The 17,717-nt window shown below is 56.2% G+C and carries 20 protein-coding genes; 18 read left to right on the forward strand and 2 right to left on the reverse strand.

Annotation, left to right across the window (positions count from 1 at the left end; translation table 11 throughout):
• Positions 1-258 precede the first annotated feature (258 nt).
• On the reverse strand, positions 259-648 hold the full coding sequence (locus AC1RKC_RS21725) for a hypothetical protein (protein ID WP_261134943.1): 390 nt from the start codon (positions 646-648) through the stop codon (positions 259-261).
• A 284-nt stretch (positions 649-932) separates the two neighbouring features.
• On the opposite strand from AC1RKC_RS21725, the gene AC1RKC_RS21730 reads away from it, so the two are divergent.
• The 17 genes from AC1RKC_RS21730 to dkgB all read left to right on the forward strand — a co-directional run bounded on the left by AC1RKC_RS21730 (position 933) and on the right by dkgB (position 15,415).
• A complete protein-coding gene (locus tag AC1RKC_RS21730) occupies positions 933-1,652 on the forward strand; it encodes a beta-ketoacyl synthase chain length factor (protein ID WP_115060039.1) in 720 nt (239 codons plus the stop codon).
• Positions 1,652-2,470 (forward strand): lysophospholipid acyltransferase family protein, encoded by an 819-nt coding sequence (locus AC1RKC_RS21735; protein ID WP_128864348.1) that lies wholly within the window; start codon positions 1,652-1,654, stop codon positions 2,468-2,470. Before AC1RKC_RS21730 ends, AC1RKC_RS21735 begins: the two co-directional genes overlap by 1 nt.
• A gap of 4 nt (positions 2,471-2,474) precedes the next feature.
• Entirely contained in the window at positions 2,475-2,735 is a 261-nt protein-coding gene (locus AC1RKC_RS21740; protein ID WP_044548404.1) for a phosphopantetheine-binding protein, read from the forward strand.
• A 9-nt stretch (positions 2,736-2,744) separates the two neighbouring features.
• The gene (locus AC1RKC_RS21745; RefSeq protein ID WP_012005336.1) at positions 2,745-2,996 is read left to right on the forward strand and encodes an acyl carrier protein; all 252 of its coding nucleotides are present in this window, start codon (positions 2,745-2,747) and stop codon (positions 2,994-2,996) included.
• 38 nt (positions 2,997-3,034) lie between these two features.
• Positions 3,035-3,592, forward strand: coding sequence for a COG4648 family protein (locus AC1RKC_RS21750; protein WP_493092551.1), 558 nt, complete (start codon positions 3,035-3,037; stop codon positions 3,590-3,592).
• Positions 3,559-4,932, forward strand: a complete 1,374-nt coding sequence (locus AC1RKC_RS21755) for an AMP-binding protein (RefSeq protein WP_337047015.1) — start codon at positions 3,559-3,561, stop codon at positions 4,930-4,932. Before AC1RKC_RS21750 ends, AC1RKC_RS21755 begins: the two co-directional genes overlap by 34 nt.
• Positions 4,929-5,273, forward strand: a complete 345-nt coding sequence (locus AC1RKC_RS21760; protein WP_020825309.1) for a 3-hydroxyacyl-ACP dehydratase FabZ family protein — start codon at positions 4,929-4,931, stop codon at positions 5,271-5,273. The genes AC1RKC_RS21755 and AC1RKC_RS21760 overlap by 4 nt, the downstream gene beginning before the upstream one ends.
• The gene (locus AC1RKC_RS21765; RefSeq protein WP_493092497.1) at positions 5,264-6,982 is read left to right on the forward strand and encodes a glycosyltransferase family 2 protein; all 1,719 of its coding nucleotides are present in this window, start codon (positions 5,264-5,266) and stop codon (positions 6,980-6,982) included. The genes AC1RKC_RS21760 and AC1RKC_RS21765 overlap by 10 nt, the downstream gene beginning before the upstream one ends.
• Positions 6,979-7,407, forward strand: a complete 429-nt coding sequence (locus tag AC1RKC_RS21770) for an acyl-CoA thioesterase (protein ID WP_046374459.1) — start codon at positions 6,979-6,981, stop codon at positions 7,405-7,407. Before AC1RKC_RS21765 ends, AC1RKC_RS21770 begins: the two co-directional genes overlap by 4 nt.
• Positions 7,404-8,009, forward strand: coding sequence for a LolA family protein (locus AC1RKC_RS21775; RefSeq protein WP_493092498.1), 606 nt, complete (start codon positions 7,404-7,406; stop codon positions 8,007-8,009). Before AC1RKC_RS21770 ends, AC1RKC_RS21775 begins: the two co-directional genes overlap by 4 nt.
• A complete protein-coding gene (locus AC1RKC_RS21780; protein ID WP_493092499.1) occupies positions 7,999-10,305 on the forward strand; it encodes an MMPL family transporter in 2,307 nt (768 codons plus the stop codon). The genes AC1RKC_RS21775 and AC1RKC_RS21780 overlap by 11 nt, the downstream gene beginning before the upstream one ends.
• The gene (locus tag AC1RKC_RS21785) at positions 10,305-10,877 is read left to right on the forward strand and encodes a DUF3261 domain-containing protein (protein ID WP_261109753.1); all 573 of its coding nucleotides are present in this window, start codon (positions 10,305-10,307) and stop codon (positions 10,875-10,877) included. The genes AC1RKC_RS21780 and AC1RKC_RS21785 overlap by 1 nt, the downstream gene beginning before the upstream one ends.
• Positions 10,877-12,046 carry a beta-ketoacyl-[acyl-carrier-protein] synthase family protein gene (locus AC1RKC_RS21790; protein WP_261138807.1) on the forward strand — a complete coding sequence of 390 codons (1,170 nt, stop codon included), beginning with the start codon at positions 10,877-10,879 and terminating at the stop codon, positions 12,044-12,046. The genes AC1RKC_RS21785 and AC1RKC_RS21790 overlap by 1 nt, the downstream gene beginning before the upstream one ends.
• Entirely contained in the window at positions 12,043-12,516 is a 474-nt protein-coding gene (locus tag AC1RKC_RS21795) for a hotdog family protein (protein WP_493092500.1), read from the forward strand. The genes AC1RKC_RS21790 and AC1RKC_RS21795 overlap by 4 nt, the downstream gene beginning before the upstream one ends.
• Entirely contained in the window at positions 12,513-13,244 is a 732-nt protein-coding gene (locus AC1RKC_RS21800) for a 3-ketoacyl-ACP reductase FabG2 (RefSeq protein WP_115060019.1), read from the forward strand. The genes AC1RKC_RS21795 and AC1RKC_RS21800 overlap by 4 nt, the downstream gene beginning before the upstream one ends.
• Positions 13,241-14,470 carry a beta-ketoacyl-ACP synthase gene (locus AC1RKC_RS21805; protein WP_434678573.1) on the forward strand — a complete coding sequence of 410 codons (1,230 nt, stop codon included), beginning with the start codon at positions 13,241-13,243 and terminating at the stop codon, positions 14,468-14,470. Before AC1RKC_RS21800 ends, AC1RKC_RS21805 begins: the two co-directional genes overlap by 4 nt.
• 141 nt (positions 14,471-14,611) lie before the next feature.
• On the forward strand, positions 14,612-15,415 hold the full coding sequence (dkgB, locus tag AC1RKC_RS21810; protein WP_493092501.1) for a 2,5-didehydrogluconate reductase DkgB: 804 nt from the start codon (positions 14,612-14,614) through the stop codon (positions 15,413-15,415).
• 46 nt (positions 15,416-15,461) lie between these two features.
• On the opposite strand, the gene yafC is transcribed toward dkgB, so the two are convergent.
• On the reverse strand, positions 15,462-16,349 hold the full coding sequence (yafC, locus tag AC1RKC_RS21815; RefSeq protein ID WP_115060016.1) for a DNA-binding transcriptional regulator YafC: 888 nt from the start codon (positions 16,347-16,349) through the stop codon (positions 15,462-15,464).
• A 106-nt stretch (positions 16,350-16,455) separates the two neighbouring features.
• On the opposite strand from yafC, the gene AC1RKC_RS21820 reads away from it, so the two are divergent.
• Positions 16,456-17,631, forward strand: a complete 1,176-nt coding sequence (locus tag AC1RKC_RS21820; protein WP_020825321.1) for an MFS transporter — start codon at positions 16,456-16,458, stop codon at positions 17,629-17,631.
• The last annotated feature ends 86 nt before the right edge of the window (positions 17,632-17,717 follow it).

A 17,717-nucleotide genomic window follows, 5' to 3' on the forward strand; every position in this document is an offset into this window, starting at 1 on the left:
TAGTTCAGTTGGTTAGAATACCTGCCTGTCACGCAGGGGGTCGCGGGTTCGAGCCCCGTCCGTTCCGCCACTTATTTGATAAGCCCTGAGTCTATGACTCAGGGCTTTTTCATATGCAAAATTCAAGAAAATCCAAATCACTACGTGATTTATGCGGTGAAAATCTGCTTTTATAAATCATTATCTGAATTGTGCACCAATATAAAGAATAATATACCCGGCAATGTTATTCTCGCCGGGTAGTCTTTTTCTTTATCGTTATTTGATATTCTGACGGGCCAGTTCCAGTTGAATATCTTTATCCAGGTTGGCGACCCAGCGGTTATAATTCGGGTGAATATTTCCGCCTTTGACATCCATATTACTGCTGGCAATATACTTAATCTGATAACTATTCGAATTGTAATTTATACGAATATCGGCGCTATGGCCACGCAGTAAGATCTTGCCATCGATCACACCGTCACTGACTGGGTTCATGATCCAACCACGGTTAAGCCCTGCGGCGAGAATGGCCTGACGCACCTGCGCATTACTGTGGCTACCTGCAACGTTTTGACTGACGTTTTTTACTGGCGCAGTGCCTGCACAGCCGCTGGCCAGAATCGCTGCGAATACACCCGTTAAAATGAGTTTTAAAGGTTTCATACTCTTTTCCATGAGTGTTCGTTATTAAGATGTGTAATATTCATACATGAGATGTTATGTATGCTTACCCTCAATAAGATACTCCTCCGGGAGATTTTCGACAAATATTGCGGCTTTTCATTGTGATAATTCCCTCTGCGCTCAAGTCTCACGGCGTTATGTCGATAAATAACTCTAATCGGTTAATCGAGCATTTCAGCTAAAAATAGGAATTTTGGGAATGCAATCCAGGATTAAATATAATAGATTTAGCCACGGAATTTTTCTGACCGGTAATACCATTAATGGCGGGCGACATGAATATACTCAGTTGGTGGGCAATGGCTCCCGATCGTGGAACGCGTGAAGCATGGCGTCAATGGTCATCAGATGACTTTCTTGCCTCCGATTATCAGGGCTCGTTGCCTGCCTGTTCTCATATCCCCATGATGTCGCTGCGCCGAATGAGCGCCGGAACGCGTTTGGCAGTAGAAAGCGGGCTGATCTTATTGAAGGACTATCGGGCAGATATGGCGATCTTCACCAGTCGGCATGGTGAGCTGGAGCGGACGCACAAGATTCTTCAACATCTGCATCAGGAACAACCGCTATCGCCAACGGATTTTGCCATGTCGGTGCATAACACGGCGGCGGGATGGTTAACGATTATAGCGAAGAATACCTTGCCAACCACCTCGTTGGCTGCCGGCGAGGACAGTTTTCAGCAGGGCATGATAGAGGCTCAGGCCTTGTTAGCTACGGGCAGTGCGCAGCGGGTGTTATTAATTGATTTCGACGGTACCGTACCGGATGTCTATCGGCCCTTCGCGCCAGAAAATACATTCCCTTATGCGATAGCCCTGTTGCTGGAAAACGGTGGCTCGTTACACTGCAAGGTTGCTGAATCGGCGCAGGTTGAGGCTAGCCGTCGGGAACCACAGGGCCTGGCATTTTTGCGCGGTTGGCTTGGCGCTGATGCATTCACGGTCCCCGGCCAACGGCATGACTGGGTGTGGGGACGCTGATGGAAAAGGCGATGCCTGCAGAAAATACGCCGGAACAATCCTCATGGTTTAACCGTTGTTGGCGGGTGATAGCTACGGGTTTTTGTTTCTCGTTGTTTGGCCTGGGCGGTCTGTTATTGTCCGGTGTTTGGTTTAATCTTATGCGTCTTGCAGTGCGTGATCCTGCTCGTCGCAACCAACTGACGCAAAGTTCTATCCGCCACAGTTTCCGTTTCTTCCTGGCTACCACGAGGTTTTTCGGCGTACTGGACTACCATTTCGACAATGCGGAGCGCTTTCGCGAAGATCGCGGTTGTTTGGTGATCGCCAATCATCCCAGCCTGTTGGATTACGTGTTATTGGCTTCGCAAATGCCACGTTGCGACTGCATAGTGAAAGAGGCTTTGCTGAGCAATGTGTTTGTCAGCGGAGTGATCAAGGCCGCCGGATATCTGGCCAATGCGCAGTCGGATATATTGTTGGAACAGTGCGGACAAAGGCTGGCTGCCGGGGGGACAATCTTAATCTTCCCGGAAGGCACCCGCACCACACCAGGCAAGGCTCTGGCACTGCAGCGAGGAGCGGCCAATATTGCGCTGCGCGGTCAATGTAGCATCCGCATTGTGCATATCCACTGCCACCCCCCCATGCTGACGAAGCAAGGCAAATGGTATAAGATCCCGGCGGTAAAACCGCAATTCCGGATCACCGTTCAGGATAAGATCGACACCCGCGCATTCATTCATGCAAATGATGTTTCGCCCGCCCTTGCGGCAAGAAGATTAACCCAGCATTTAACTGACGCTTTACAGTCAGAACCTATAAATAATGAGAAATAGCGTAATGAATTTATTGAGCACCGAAATCAAGCAATTGATCATTGATACGCTCAATCTTGAAGGTATGACACCGGAGGAGATTGACGCCGAAGCGCCGCTGTTTGGTGATGGACTGGGTCTGGACTCCATTGATGCATTGGAACTGGGGCTGGCTTTAAAAAACCGTTACGGCGTGGTGCTGTCGGCTGAAAGCCAGGATATGCGCCAACACTTTTATTCCGTGGAAACGCTGGCGAAGTTTGTTTCTGCACAGCGTAGCCAATAAGGGGTTTTCATGGATAAGCAAGAAATTTACCTGCAAATTCAGGCGCTGCTGGTCAAACTGTTCGAGCTGGACGCCGATGACATCAAGCCAGAGTCCCGTTTGTACGAAGAGCTGGAGCTAGACAGCATCGATGCGGTGGATCTGGTGGTGCACCTGCAGAAAACGACCGGCAAAAAGATCAAACCGGAAATGTTCAAGTCGGTGCGAACCGTACAAGACGTGGTTGACGCCATTGATGAACTGCTGAAGTCAGACAGCTAAGGCTGCGGGCTAAGGTGGAGAGTCGTTGGCTGACCCCGATGTTGCGGTTGCTGCAGGGCGCAGTATGGCTGGTGCTGTCGCTGTATCCGCTGGCGGTTTGGGTCGGCCTGACGCATTGGGGAACCGCTCTCCTGGCACCGTTGTTGGTGGGAGTCTTTAGCTTGCGCCTGCTGATGTTGCGCGGGAAACTGCGCCAACAAATGTGGCTGGGAAAAGCCTTGGCCATAGTGGGCATCTTGCTGGCGCTCGCCAGTTGGGCGCTAAAGCAGAGCCACTGGTTGCTGTACTACCCGGTGCTGGTCAACGCAATACTGCTGCTGCTGTTTGCCTATTCGCTGTTTGCCCCGCCTACGGTGGTTGAGCGATTGGCCCGTATAACGGAACCGCAGTTGGACGCTGCCGGCATTGCTTATACTCGCCGGGTGACTCAGGCGTGGTGCGGGTTCTTTATTGTTAACGGTGCGATAGCGCTGACAACCTGTCTGTCCGGTGATATCACACTCTGGACGCTGTATAACGGCGGCATCAGCTATCTGCTGATGGGGGCATTAATGGGTATTGAATGGATAGTCAGGAAAAGGATCCGGCACGCCTGAGTTTGCCAATGAACCGCTGGCTCAGCACGCAACGCGATGATTCGGTGCCGATCGCCTGGCGTGGCGATCAGCTATTCTGTCTCGGCCAATTTCGCCGTGACGTTGCCGCATTGGCCGCGATACTGGCGAGTAGGGAAGAGCACCGCTGGGCGCTGTGCTTTGATGATAGCTATCGCTTTGCCGTCGCCTTGCTGGCGTCGTTGTATGCCGGCAGGCTGCCGGTGATTTTTGGTCACCAGCGAGAAGCTATCCTCAAAGAGCAACGAGCGGATTACGATGCGCTACTGACCGATTTGCCTCTCGATCCTGGCGTGCCCGTTTTGGCTGTGCGCGAGGGCGGTTGTGAGGATATCGCGCTACCCGCCTGGCCTCAGGATCCTCGTTTTATTCTTTACACTTCCGGCTCGACCGGCCAACCGCAGGCTGTGTGCAAATCCGTCGCCTGCATGGACCGTGAAAGCGAACTGTTGGCTGCCGCTTTTGGTGACGTCTTGCGAGGATGCTGCGTCGTCGCATCGGTATCCCATCAGCATATGTATGGCCTGAGCTTCCGGCTGTTTCTACCGCTGGCTTTAGGGCTGCCGTTTGATGCGCAGTTGACGCAATACCAAGAGCAGTTGATTGCCCGACATCAGGGCCGACGTTTGGTGTTTGTCAGCAGTCCGGCATGGCTCAAGCGTTTGGATAATCGTTTGACGCTCGCTGAGTGCGTGGAGGTTTTTTCCGCCGGCGGCCCGTTATCCGAAGTGGAAGCACAGCTTGCCCGGCAAATGCTGGGGGTATTGCCATTGGAAATCTACGGTACCACGGAAACCGGTTCACTGGCCTGGCGCAGGCAAAATCGGGACATTGCCCTGTGGCAGCCGTTTGCTTGCGTCAGGTTAAGGGTGGATTCAGACCACCGGATTGAGGTTATGTCACCCCTGATACCTGACACGGGTAAAACGTTGCTGAGCGACATTATCGAACTGGCGCCGGATGGTCGACAATTCCAGTTAAATGGCCGCGCCGACCGCATTATCAAGCTGGAAGAGAAACGGTTGTCGTTAACCGAGGTGGAACGTCGCCTGGTGGCCTTGCCGGAGGTTGCCGATGCTGCCGTGCTAACGCAGCAGCAAAGAGGGCGCACGCTGCTGGTGGCCGTTGTCGTGCTATCTCCGTACGGCGAGCTCCGCCGACAAACCTTGTCCGAAGGGGCTTTTACCCGTGAACTGCACCAGGCGCTGCGGGGCTGGCTGGAGCCGGTGGCTCTGCCGCGCAGTTGGCGCATTATCGATGCCATTCCGCTTAATCCGCAGGGCAAGCGCGCCTATGCTGAGCTACAGGAGCTGTTCTTATGATGCAACCTGAGGTGCTGCAACAGCAGGTGAGCGATGCCACCCATGCCAGCCTGCAACTGCATTTGCCCGCTGAACTGTTTTGGTTTCGCGGCCACTTTCCGCAACATCCGATCCTGCCGGGGGTCACGCAACTGAACTGGGTCATGCAGTATGCCCGTCAGTTGCTGGCTATCGAGGCCGGATTCAAAGGGATCGAGGTGGTCAAGTTTCAACAACCGTTACTGCCGGGGCAGAGGGTGTTACTGCAACTCGAATGGCAACCGGAACGACACAAGCTGTTGTTCAGCTATCGCGTCGGTGAGGCGATCGCCAGCAGCGGCAAGATCTCGTTATGTCAGTAAGCGCCCCTTTTTCCCCCTGTCTTCTTATCCCTTGTTTTAATCACGGGCAGATGATGGCCGCGGTACTGACATCGTTGGCGGGTTATGGCCTGCCTTGCCTGGTTGTGGACGACGGCAGCGCTGCTGCCACCGCCGAAACGCTACAGCGGCTGGCCGCCGAACTGCCCTGGGTTAGCCTGTTGCGGTTGGAAAAAAACCAGGGGAAGGGCGCAGCGGTCATCGCCGGTCTGCAATTGGCTCAGCGACAGGGCTACAGCCATGCTTTGCAGGTGGATGCCGACGGTCAGCATCAACTGAGTGATATACCGGCAATGATTGCCGAAGCGCGCGCTCATCCGGACTGTCTGATTTCCGGCCGGCCAGTCTATGACAGCTCGGTACCCAAAGCGCGCCTGTATGGGCGTTACGTCACCCACGTCTGGGTGTGGGTCGAAACCCTGTCGCTGTCATTAAAGGACAGCATGTGCGGTTTCCGCGTTTACCCGGTAGCGCCGACGCTGGCGTTGACGGCGCGCCGACCGCTTGGCAAACGCATGGATTTCGATACCGAAGTGATGGTCCGGCTGTATTGGCAGGGGGTGCAAAGCCGTTTCTTGCCGACGCGGGTTACTTACCCGGTCGATGGCGTTTCGCATTTCGATGCGCTGCGCGATAACTTGCGTATTTCCTGGATGCACACCCGGTTGTTTTTCGGCATGTTGCCGCGGATTCCGCGTTTACTGCGTCAACGCCAACGGGCGAAGAAAGCGCAGCATTGGTCAGCAACTCAGGAGCGTCATGGTCTGTGGGGGATCCGACTTATGCTGCAGGTCTACCGGATGTTTGGCCGCCGGGCATTTCAATGGCTGCTGTATCCGGTGATCGGCTACTTCTGGCTGACCGGGCGTGCCCAACGTGAAGCTTCGCGTGATTATCTGCAACGTCTGCGGCAGTTTGCCCACAATCGACAGCAACCATTACCCACGCCGCTCAACAGCTTTCGGCACTTTATGCGTTTTGGCGATGCGATGCTCGACAAGCTGGCGAGCTGGCGTGGTGAACTTCGTGACGTTCGGCTGGTAGATCCCGCGGCCTGTGAACGGCAGATCGCTTCCGGCAGAGGTACGCTGATCCTGGCCTCGCACTTGGGGGATATCGAGTCTTGCCGCGCTTTGGGTGAGTTGAATTCTGGCGTCAAGGTGAATGCTCTGGTGTTTACCGAGCATGCCGAGCGCTTCAATCAGGTGATGAAAGAGGTCAACCCTCGCGCCAACCTTAACCTGATACCGGTGACTTCACTGGGGCCTGAAACCGCCATGCGTCTGCAGGACAAACTCGATGCCGGCGAGTGGGTGGCTATCGTTGGCGATCGCACCTCGGCCGGAAAACATCAGCGCGGCGAGCAACCGAGGGTGGTGTGGAGCCGCTTTCTCGGTCAATCGGCACCTTTCCCTCAGGGGCCTTTTGTTCTGGCCGCTGCGCTGCGTTGTCCGGTATACCTGATGTTCGGTCTCAAACAGCAGGGGCGTCTGAACGTTTATTTCGAACCGTTTGCCGATCCGCTGTCATTACCCCGGCAGCAGCGCCAACAGGCGTTGCAGGATGCGGTGGACCGCTATGCCGCCCGGCTGGAGCATTATTGCCTGCTGGCGCCGCTCGACTGGTTTAATTTTTTCGATTTCTGGCAGTTGGCGGCACCGTCGCCAACGCAACAGGGGCCTGAGACATGAAGCTTAAAGACAATCCGCGATTCTCCGTCAGGGTTGAAATCACCATCCCTTTCCATGATACCGATGCCATGGGCGTGGTCTGGCACGGTAACTACTTCCGTTATTTCGAGATCGCTCGTGAAGCCTTGCTCAAACAGTTCAATTACGGATACCGACAGATGCAGGCGTCGGGCTATGTTTGGCCGATCGTAGATACGCGGGTGAAATACATTGCGCCTGTCCTGTTTGAGCAGCGCATCATCGTCTGCGCAGAGCTGGAAGAGTATGAAAACCGCCTGCGCATCGGCTACCGCATTCTGGATGCAGAGAGCGGAATAACCACCACCCGCGGCCATACTATTCAGGTCGCGGTGGACGCCGACAGCAAAGAAATGTGCTTTGTCTCCCCGCAAGTACTGTTGGATAACATCGAGGGGGCACAATGAAATTTTGGATGCTGGCTGTTGTGACCTTCTTCAGTCTGGGTGTGCAGGCGGTAACGCTGCCGGAGATGCAGCAGCGGTTTAGCCAACAGCCGGTGCTGCGCGCCGAATTTGAGCAGCAGCGCAGTATCAGCGGCATGGCAAAACCGTTAAAGTCCAGCGGTGAGCTGTTGATTTCTCAGCAGAAAGGATTGTGGTGGGCGCAACAGAAGCCTTTCCCGCTGACCCTGCTGCTGGATGATAAACGCATGGTGCAAACCCTGGCGGGCCAGCCGCCGCAGGTGGTAACGGCGGACAACAACCCGCAGATGTTCCAGTTCAATCACCTGCTGACCGCGCTGTTTCATGCCGACAGCCAGGCGCTGGAACAAAACTTTGCTCTGCAGTTCACCGATTTGGGGCATAACCACTGGCGGCTGGTGCTGACGCCGAAAACCACGCCGCTCGACAAACTGTTCAAGCGCATTACCCTCAACGGCGAACAGTACCTGGAAACTATTGATATCGACGATATGCAAAGTGACGCCACCCATATTCGCTTCTTTAATCAACGTACGGTGCCGCAGGCGCTGACTGACGAGGAGCAACAGCGTTTTGCGTCCTGAACTGCATCGGCGGCTGGCATTTGGCTGGCTGGCGATTTGCCTGCTGCTGATTGCGGCCTTGTGCTGGCTGTTGCCGCGCAGTCAAATCAACAGCAGCGTCCTGGCGTTATTGCCGAAACAGCAACTGGTTGGCGTGCCGGATGAATTAGCCGACGGCTTCAGCCGCCGCCTGGATCGTCAACTGATGTGGCTCGTCAGCCCGCCGCCAGGGGCGGATAACGCCGCAGTGGATTGGTGGTGGCAGCAGCTACGTCAGATGCCTGAGCTGCAGCGGGTTGGCGGGCCTATGGATGCACAACGTCAGCAGCAGTGGGGGCGTTTTTTCTACCAGCATCGCAATGTGCTGCTGGATGATGCCACGCGGCAACGTTTGCAGCAGGGGGCAGACGCGCAGAGCCAGTGGATCCTCGGCCAGCTCTACTCTGCTTTCGCCGGCGTCAGCGGCAAAGAGCTGGCGAACGATCCGTTGATGCTGGTACGTGCCTCACAGTTGGCGCAGCAACAGAACGGCGGCTTGCTGAGCCTGTCCAAGGGGTGGCTGGTGGCGCGTGATGCACAGGGGCGCAGTTGGTATTTGTTGCACGCCGAGCTTAGCGCATCATCTTATGACATCAGCAGTGCCCGGCTAACGGTAGATAAACTGACAGCGTTGCAGCAACAGCTGCAGCAGCGCTGGCCGGGAGCCGAAGTGCTCAGCCGCGGCACGTTGTTTTACAGCAACTACGCCAGCCAACAGGCCGAAAAGGATATTTCCACGATTGGCCTGGCGTCGGTGGCGGGCGTGTTTTTATTGGTGTTGTTTATGTTCCGCTCACCTTTGCCGCTGTTGTTGTGCGCGCTGTCGGTGGGTATTGGCGCTCTGGCCGGCACCGTCGCTACGCTGCTGGCCTTTGGCGAAATACATTTGATGACGCTGGTGCTGAGCATCAGCATCGTCGGCATTTCGGCTGACTACACGCTCTATTTCCTGACCGAGCGAATGGTGCATGGTCGGCAGTCGACGCCATTAGCCAGTTTGCAAAAGCTGTTGCCGGCATTATTGATGGCGTTGCTGACCACCGTAGTGGCCTACCTGGCGCTGTTGATTGCGCCGTTCCCCGGCTTGCAGCAGTTGGCGGTATTTGCCGCTGCCGGATTGAGCGCCGCCTGCATTACCGTTATTTGCTGGTACCCGCAATTGTCGCGACGGTTGCCGGTACGCCCAGCGCCGGGGTTAACGCTGATCCTGAATTGGCTGCATGCCTGGCGCCATCGGCCGCTGTTGCGTTATGGGTTGCCCGGCGCGGTGCTGTTGCTGGTGGTCGCGGGGTTCAGCCAGTTGAAGGTAGATGACGACATTGGCCAACTGCAGGCATTACCTGTGGCGTTACAGCAGCAGGAGCAGCGTATCGCCGCACTGACGGGCCAACATAACGATCAGAAGTGGCTGGTGGTCTACGGCGCCAATGCCGAGCAGCTGTTGCAACGTATCGAGTTGTTGCAACCCAAACTGGCTGAGGCCAAACGGCAAGGCGTGCTGGCGGATTATCGCCTGCTGCCTCTGCCTTCTTTCCAACGCCAGCAAGAAAACATCGCTTTATTGCAGCGCGTTGCGCCGCAGGTGATGAACAACCTGCAGCAGGCAGAGTTGGTACTGAGTACACCAGATTTAACGCCTGAATGGGTGAGCCCGCAGCAGTGGCTGGGCAGCGTGGTTAGCGAGGGTTGGCGTCTGCTGTGGCTGACGTTGCCCGATGGGCGCAGTGCGGCGCTGGTGCCCGTTAACGGCGTGAAGAACAGTGCGATGATGAAGACACTGGCGGAGCAGGTTCCCGGTACCGGTTGGATCGATCGGAAAACCGAGTTCAGTGACCTGTTTGGTCAATATCGCCTGTATCTTTCTTATCTGTTGGCATTGTCGGTTGCAGCGATTGCGCTGATTTACCTGTGGCGTTTTGGTCTGCGTCATGGCTTGCGCTGCATGGTGCCGACGCTACTGTCACTGGGAAGCGGTATTGCGGTATTGGCACTGAGTGGCCATACGCTAAATCTGTTTTCACTGTTGGCGCTGGTGCTGGTTTTGGGGATCGGCATCAACTATACGTTGTTCTTTACCAATCCCCGGGGCACGCCGACCACCTCGATGTTCGCCATTTTTATGGCGGTATTCACCACCCAACTGACGTTCGGCATGCTGGTACTGAGCCACACTCAGGCCATCAGTAGTTTTGGTATCGTATTGAGCAGCGGAATTGCCGTGGCATTTTTATTGGCACCGCTGACGTTAGTATCGAAAAGAAAAAGAGGGAAAGCCTGATGCGCGGCTTACGAATGGTGCTGTTAATGTGGATTGTCGTGCTGGCCGGCTGTGCCGGTTCGCAGGATCCGACGCTGCCGCAGGCGTGGCTAAAACCCGGTACGCAGGTGACCTTACCACCTCCTGCGCTGGCTCAGCCGATTAATCAGCAACAGTTGCTGACCGCCGAAGTCAAAGGGCAACAGCACTCGATGCTGGTGCTGCTCAATGCCGACGGTCAGCACTTGCAACTGGTGGGCATGTCGCCGCTCGGTATCCGTCTGTTTAACCTGACCTACGATCGTCAGGGGATCCACACCGAACAATTGATCAAGGTGGGGGAACTGCCGCCAGCCAGCCAGGTGCTGGCGGATATCATGTTGAGCTACTGGCCGGTGAAGGACTGGCAACCCTTGCTGCCAGCAGGGTGGCGACTGGAAGACCAGGCGCTGGTGCGTCGCTTGTATGACGAGCATGGGGCGGTGATCAATGAAATCCGTTACCAGCAGATGGACGGAAGGCGAGAACCGGTGTCGATCGCGCAATCTGCCTTCCATTACCGCATCATCATTCAAACGCTGGGGAACGAATAATGATCTATTTCTCCGCCGTAGGGATGGTGAATGCGCTGGGCAACGATCTGCCGCAGATCGCGCAAAACCTGGCGCGTGGTATTTCGCCCGGCATGCAGCAGCAGACGCAGTGGCTGACGGGCGGCGCGCCATCCTGGTTTGGCAACGTACAGGGGGATTTACCGGTGATCCCCGAGTCGCTCAAGCGGCATAATTCTCGCAATAATCGCCTGCTGTTGGCCGCTTTTGCGCAGATCGAGACGCCGGTACGCGAGGCCATTGCCCGTTACGGCGCCGATCGTGTCGCGGTGATTATGGGCACCAGCACTTCCGGCATTCACGAAGGCGAACTGGCGCTGCAACAGTATCAGGCGGGGCAGTGGCCACCGGGTTACCATTATCACCAGCAGGAGCTGGGCGATCCGAGCCAGTTTCTCAGCGCTTTTCTCTCGACCCGCGGTCCGGCCTATACCCTGTCGACGGCATGCTCCTCAAGCGCACGCGCCATCATCAGCGGTAAACGTCTGATTGACGCCGGGTTAGTGGACGCGGCGATTGTAGGCGGGGCAGACAGCCTGTGCCAAATGCCGATTAACGGTTTCCACAGCCTGGAGTCACTGTCCGCGGAGCGCTGCACGCCTTTTGCAACAGGACGCAGCGGGATTAATATCGGCGAGGCGGCGGCGTTAATGCTGTTGACGCGGGAACCTGCGCCGGTGGCGTTGTTGGGCGTTGGCGAATCTTCGGATGCCTGGCACATGTCGGCACCGCATCCAGCCGGTGAAGGCGCCGAGCGTGCAATGACCATGGCATTGCAGCAGGCCGGTTTGAGTACCGACCAAGTTGGTTATATTAATTTGCACGGCACGGCCACGCGGCTTAACGATCAGGTTGAAGCCCTGGTGGTGAATCGCCTGTTTGGCGAACAAACGCCGTGCAGTTCAACCAAGCATCTTACCGGCCATACGCTGGGGGCGGCTGGAGCGGTGGAAGCAGCGCTGAGCTGGCTGTTGTTGACCCAGTCATTGCCGCTGCCGCAGCAAGATTTCAGTGCAGTTCCCCGCGATGCCGAACTGGCGCCGATCGGTCTGGTGTGTGAGCCCCAGACGTTGGGAGCGCGCGCTATCCTCTCCAATTCATTTGCCTTCGGCGGCAACAATGCCTGTTTGCTGTTGGGAGATGCTCCATGAATGCTTACCGGACGGCAGAATATTACTTACCTCATGCCTCACCGATGGTGCTGCTGGAACGGGTGCTGGAAGTGGGTGAAGAGCATGCACGCTGCGCGGTCAACGTCAGTGCGAATAGCGTGCTGGCGCCGTTTCTCGACGAGCAGGGGGCACTTCTTGGTTGGTACGGCATTGAGCTGATGGCGCAGGCGATTGGGGTTTGGAGTGGCTGGCACGGTCGCCAGAGTGCCAAGCCGCCGCAGCTGGGTATGCTGCTTGGCGGGCGGGCCATTCACTGTGAGTTGCCCGCTTTTCCTGCCGGCAGCGAGCTGGTGGTTAGCGTGCAACAGTTGTTGAAAGACGAGAAATTAGCCAGTTTTGAGTGTGAAATCAGTATCGATAATGTGCCGATCGCACAGGGCAGGTTGAACACCTATCAACCTGATCAACAAGAAATTATTCAATTGACGACCTTAAGGGGAGACGCATGATGCGTTCCGTTTTAGTCACCGGCGCCAGTAAAGGGATCGGTCAGGCCATAGCCTGCCGCCTGGCTGCGGATGGCTTTTTGATTGTAGTCCACTACCACAGCGATAAGACCGGGGCAGAACACACCTTGCAGCAAATTGTCAGTGCCGGCGGGCAAGGGCGATTGATGCAGTTTGATATCAGCAACCGCATGCAGTGCCGTGAGGTGTTGGAGCAGGATATTGAAACCCACGGCGCCTACTACGGCGTGGTGAATAATGCAGGGATCACCCGCGACGGCGCTTTCCCGGCGTTAAGCGAGGAGGATTGGGATGGGGTGATCCATACCAATCTCGACAGCTTCTACAACGTGCTTCACCCCTGTGTCATGCCAATGATTGGCCTGCGCAAAGGCGGGCGGATCATCGCGTTGTCGTCGGTGTCGGGCGTCATGGGCAACCGTGGACAGGTAAACTACAGTGCGGCCAAGGCAGGTGTGATCGGTGCCTGTAAGGCGTTGGCTATCGAACTGGCGAAACGCAAAATTACCGTTAACTGCATCGCCCCGGGTTTGATTGACACTGGCATGATCGACATCGAGCCGGCGGCGCTGGATGAAGCGATGCGGGCAATCCCGCTTAAGCGTATGGGGTCGGCGGAAGAGGTGGCGGGGTTGGCCAGCTACCTGATGTCGGATATCGCCGGCTATGTAACGCGGCAGGTCATTTCCATTAATGGAGGAATGGTATGACGCAACGAGTGGTCGTCACCGGCATGGCGGGCGTTACGGCGTTCGGCAATAGCTGGGCAGAGGTATCCAGCCGGTTGAAGCAGGGCAAGAATGCGGTGCGTTACATGACGCAATGGGAAGAATACCAGGGGTTGAACACCCACCTCGGTGCCCCTATCGATAATTTCGTACTGCCTGATCACTATACGCGCAAGCGTATTCGTTCCATGGGCCGTGTTTCGCTGTTGGCGACTCGAGCGACGGAACTGGCGCTCGAACAGGCCGGGTTGCTGGGCGAGAAGGTACTGACTAACGGTGAGACCGGTATCGCCTACGGTTCTTCGACCGGCAGCACCAAGCCGGTCAGTGAATTCGCCACCATGCTCACCGAGAAGCACACCGGCAATATTACCGGCACCACCTATGTGCAGATGATGCCTCATACCGCGGCGGTAAACACTGGCCTGTTCTTCGGCCTGCGAGGCCGGGTGATCCCGACATCCAGTGCCTGCACCTCCGGCAGTCAGGCGATTGGTTATGCCTATGAGAGTATCCGCCACGGGTATCAGACGGTGATGGTGGCCGGCGGGGCCGAAGAGCTGTGCCCTTCGGAAGCGGCGGTGTTCGATACGCTGTTTGCAACCAGCCAGCAGAACGATCGCCCCGAGTTTTCGCCACGGCCGTTTGACCGTCAGCGAGATGGATTAGTGATTGGCGAAGGGGCAGGAACGCTGATCCTGGAGTCACTGGAACATGCACAGGCGCGTGGTGCGACCATTTACGGCGAGGTTATCAGCTTTGCCACCAACTGTGATGCGGCACATATCACTCAGCCGCAGCAGGAAACCATGCAGATTTGCATGCAGCAGGCGCTGAGGGCTTCCGGGTTGGCAACCGGTGATATCGGCTATATCAGTGCCCACGGCACGGCGACCGATCGTGGCGATATCGCGGAAAGTCAGGCAACGGCGGCGATTTTCGGCAATCGAACGCCGATCTCCTCGCTGAAAAGTTATTTTGGCCATACGTTGGGCGCCTGTGGTGCGTTGGAAGCCTGGATGACGTTGGAGATGATGCGCGAAGGTAGCTTCGCCCCTACCATCAACCTCAGCGAACCGGACAGCGCCTGTGGCGATCTGGACTACATCATGGGCGGCTATCGTCAGATTGATACCGAGTTTGTGCAGTCGAATAACTTCGCTTTCGGCGGCATCAATACTTCACTGATCCTGCGCCGCTGGGCGTAATCTTGCACTGCCGGAGGTTTTCCTCCGGCAATTGTTGCTATCTAATCAAAAGTCTTATGCACAATAGGGCGTTTTTGATCAACAAAACAGTTGCCATAATCCTCTCATATCGCTTCAACATCCTAATGAGAGAATAAAATTATGAGCATCCCTGCATTTGGTTTAGGCACCTTCCGTCTCCAGGAACAGGTGGTGATCGACTCGGTCACTACGGCACTCGAGCTGGGATACCGCGCGATCGATACGGCGCAAATCTATGAAAACGAAGCGGCGGTGGGGCAGGCGATTGCCGCCAGCGGCGTACCGCGTGAAGAGCTGTTTATCACCACCAAGATCTGGATCGCCAATTTGGCGAAAGGCAAGCTGATCCCGAGCCTGCAAGAGAGCCTGAGCAAGTTGCAAACCGGCTATGTTGATCTGACCCTGATTCACTGGCCTTCGCCGAACGACGAAGTTCCTGTTGCCGAGTTTATGGCCGAACTGGCGGAGGCGAAAAAATTAGGCCTGACGCGCCAAATTGGCGTTTCCAACTTCACTCTGGATCTAATGCAGCAAGCGATTGACGCCGTTGGGGCAGAGCAGATCGCCACAAACCAGATTGAGCTCTCGCCCTACCTGCAAAACCGCAAAGTGGTGGAGTTTGCCCAGCTGCACGGCATTGCCATCACTTCCTACATGACGCTGGCCTATGGTCAGGCGCTGAAGGATGAGACCATCAAGGCGATTGCGGCACGCCGCAATGCCACTCCGGCACAGGTTATTCTGGCCTGGGCGCTGCAGCTGGGTTACGCGGTGATCCCATCATCGACCAAACGTGAAAACCTGGCGATCAACCTGTTGGCGCAGCAGTTGACGTTAAGCAGTGAGGAAATGGCAGAAATTGCCAAGCTGGAAAGCAATGGCCGTTTGGTCAGCCCGGAAGGCCTGGCACCGAACTGGGATTAATTTTCCGTATCTTTGCATCAGAGAGGCGCCCAGACGGGCGCCTTTTTTATTGCCCCAGATGTTTGCTGAGAAAGTCGATAAAGCTGCGCAGGCGGTTGCTGACGGCACTGTCGCTGTAATACACCGCATTGATTGGCATGGCGACCGGCAGCGTCTCCTCCACCAAAACAGGCACCAGATCGCCGCGCTCGATGTCTGCGCTAATCATAAAATCGGACAGGCAGGCAATGCCGTTGCCATGCAGGCACAGGTGACGCTGAGTTTCACCACTGTTGGTGGTGAGGCCTGGGGTGATTTCCAACTGCCGACCGTCGGCGCAGGCCAGTGGCCAACGATTCAAACTGGGCAGATCGTTAAAACCGATGCAGCAGTGTTGCGCTAAGTCTTCCACCTTTTGTGGCATGCCATATTGTGCCAAATAGGCAGGGGAGGCCAGCACGCGTCGATAGCTGGTCATCAGTTTGCGTGCCTTCAGGCTGGAGTCGGTCAACTCACCGACGCGGATGGCAATATCCACCTTACGCTCGATCAGGTTAATAAAGTTCTCTGACGACACCAGTGACAGCGACATTTCCGGGTACAGGGCCCTAAATTCCGCCACTAGCGGCGTTAATACGTGCAGCACGACTGGCGTGGCTGCATCGACGCGCAACAGCCCCTGTGGACGCTGACGGCTTTCCATCAGCGCATTCTCCGCCGCGGCCATATCACTCAGTACCTTCTGCACCTGGCGGAAATAGTTTTCCCCTTCCTGCGTCAGGCTGATCTGACGCGTCGTGCGGTTGAGCAGCGTGACTCCGAGCTTGGTTTCCAGCTTTTTGACGGTGCGGCTAACCACCGAATTGGCCTGATCCAGCCGTTCGGCCGCACGGCTGAAACTGCCGCTTTCCACCACGGTCACGAAAGTAATCAACTCATCGGAATTCGCTTTCACTGTTGCTCCATTGGCAAAATTCATTTGATATTTTGAGCATTTTTATCATTTAAGCACAGACCGATAATAGTCGCCATCAACCTGAACGCTATTTGGAGTAAAAAAGATGCCTCTCGCATTACTTGCATTGACCATCAGCGCCTTTGCTATCGGCACCACCGAGTTTGTGATCGTCGGGCTAATCCCGACTATCGCGGAACAACTGGGGGTGACAGTACCGTCCGCCGGGCTGCTGGTTACCATTTATGCTATCGGCGTGGCGATTGGTGCGCCGGTACTGACGGCTTTAACCGGCCGCGTACCGCGCAAGCTGCTGCTGATCAGCCTGATGGTGCTGTTTACCCTCGGCAACCTGCTGGCCTGGCAGTCGCCGAGCTACGAGTCGTTGGTCGTGGCCCGCTTGTTGACCGGCCTGGCCCACGGGGTATTCTTCTCCATCGGCTCTACTATCGCTACCAGCCTGGTTGCGAAAGAGAAAGCCGCCTCGGCGATCGCCATTATGTTCGGCGGCCTGACCGTGGCGTTGGTGACAGGGGTACCCTTGGGGACCTTTATTGGCCAGCATTTTGGCTGGCGTGAAACCTTCCTGGCGGTATCGCTTATTGGCGTGATTGCCACGGTGGCCAGCGTCATCCTGGTACCCAACAACATTAAAAATCAGGCCAGCGCCAGCATTGGCGAGCAGTTTAAAGTGCTGACTCATCCACGCCTGCTGCTGATTTACGCCATCACCGCGCTGGGTTACGGCGGCGTATTCACCACCTTCACCTTCCTGGCGCCAATGATGCAGGAACTGGCGGGGTTCTCCGCCCCCGCGGTCAGTTGGATCCTGCTGGCCTACGGCATTGCGGTAGCGATTGGCAACATTTGGGGCGGAAAATTGGCCGACCGCCATGGTGCCGTCCGTGCCCTCAGCTTTATCTTTGCCGCGCTGGCCGTTTTGCTGCTGGTGTTCCAGTTCACCGCCAGCCATAGCATCGCAGCGCTGATGACGGTGGTGGTGATGGGCGTATTCGCCTTCGGTAACGTACCGGGGCTGCAGGTTTACGTGGTGCAGAAAGCCGAACAGTACACGCCGAATGCGGTAGATGTCGCTTCCGGGCTGAACATCGCAGCTTTCAACGTGGGTATTGCTCTGGGCTCGGTCATCGGCGGTCAGACCGTATCCACGCTGGGCCTGGCGCAAACGCCGTGGATTGGTGCGCTGATCGTGCTGGTGGCTCTGCTGCTGGTGGGGGTTAGCGGGCGTCTGGATAAGAAGTACCGGCAGCAATTGGCTTGATAGCAGCACCTTCCCCTTATCTGGCCCGCAAAATGCGGGCCTTTTCGCATTTATCATCGATCACCGCTAACCTTTACACACATATA

The organism is Serratia sp. GW822-FHT06E05, assembly GCF_058799445.1.

Bases quoted from the DNA above. Each gene is read 5' to 3' on its own strand.
- AC1RKC_RS21725 (WP_261134943.1), bottom strand. From the start codon at position 648: ATGAAACCTTTAAAACTCATTTTAACGGGTGTATTCGCAGCGATTCTG.
- AC1RKC_RS21730 (WP_115060039.1), top strand. From the start codon at position 933: ATGGCGGGCGACATGAATATACTCAGTTGGTGGGCAATGGCTCCCGAT.
- AC1RKC_RS21735 (WP_128864348.1), top strand. From the start codon at position 1,652: ATGGAAAAGGCGATGCCTGCAGAAAATACGCCGGAACAATCCTCATGG.
- AC1RKC_RS21740 (WP_044548404.1), top strand. From the start codon at position 2,475: ATGAATTTATTGAGCACCGAAATCAAGCAATTGATCATTGATACGCTC.
- AC1RKC_RS21745 (WP_012005336.1), top strand. From the start codon at position 2,745: ATGGATAAGCAAGAAATTTACCTGCAAATTCAGGCGCTGCTGGTCAAA.
- AC1RKC_RS21750 (WP_493092551.1), top strand. From the start codon at position 3,035: ATGTTGCGGTTGCTGCAGGGCGCAGTATGGCTGGTGCTGTCGCTGTAT.
- AC1RKC_RS21755 (WP_337047015.1), top strand. From the start codon at position 3,559: ATGGATAGTCAGGAAAAGGATCCGGCACGCCTGAGTTTGCCAATGAAC.
- AC1RKC_RS21760 (WP_020825309.1), top strand. From the start codon at position 4,929: ATGATGCAACCTGAGGTGCTGCAACAGCAGGTGAGCGATGCCACCCAT.
- AC1RKC_RS21765 (WP_493092497.1), top strand. From the start codon at position 5,264: ATGTCAGTAAGCGCCCCTTTTTCCCCCTGTCTTCTTATCCCTTGTTTT.
- AC1RKC_RS21770 (WP_046374459.1), top strand. From the start codon at position 6,979: ATGAAGCTTAAAGACAATCCGCGATTCTCCGTCAGGGTTGAAATCACC.
- AC1RKC_RS21775 (WP_493092498.1), top strand. From the start codon at position 7,404: ATGAAATTTTGGATGCTGGCTGTTGTGACCTTCTTCAGTCTGGGTGTG.
- AC1RKC_RS21785 (WP_261109753.1), top strand. From the start codon at position 10,305: ATGCGCGGCTTACGAATGGTGCTGTTAATGTGGATTGTCGTGCTGGCC.
- AC1RKC_RS21790 (WP_261138807.1), top strand. From the start codon at position 10,877: ATGATCTATTTCTCCGCCGTAGGGATGGTGAATGCGCTGGGCAACGAT.
- AC1RKC_RS21795 (WP_493092500.1), top strand. From the start codon at position 12,043: ATGAATGCTTACCGGACGGCAGAATATTACTTACCTCATGCCTCACCG.
- AC1RKC_RS21800 (WP_115060019.1), top strand. From the start codon at position 12,513: ATGATGCGTTCCGTTTTAGTCACCGGCGCCAGTAAAGGGATCGGTCAG.
- AC1RKC_RS21805 (WP_434678573.1), top strand. From the start codon at position 13,241: ATGACGCAACGAGTGGTCGTCACCGGCATGGCGGGCGTTACGGCGTTC.
- dkgB (WP_493092501.1), top strand. From the start codon at position 14,612: ATGAGCATCCCTGCATTTGGTTTAGGCACCTTCCGTCTCCAGGAACAG.
- AC1RKC_RS21820 (WP_020825321.1), top strand. From the start codon at position 16,456: ATGCCTCTCGCATTACTTGCATTGACCATCAGCGCCTTTGCTATCGGC.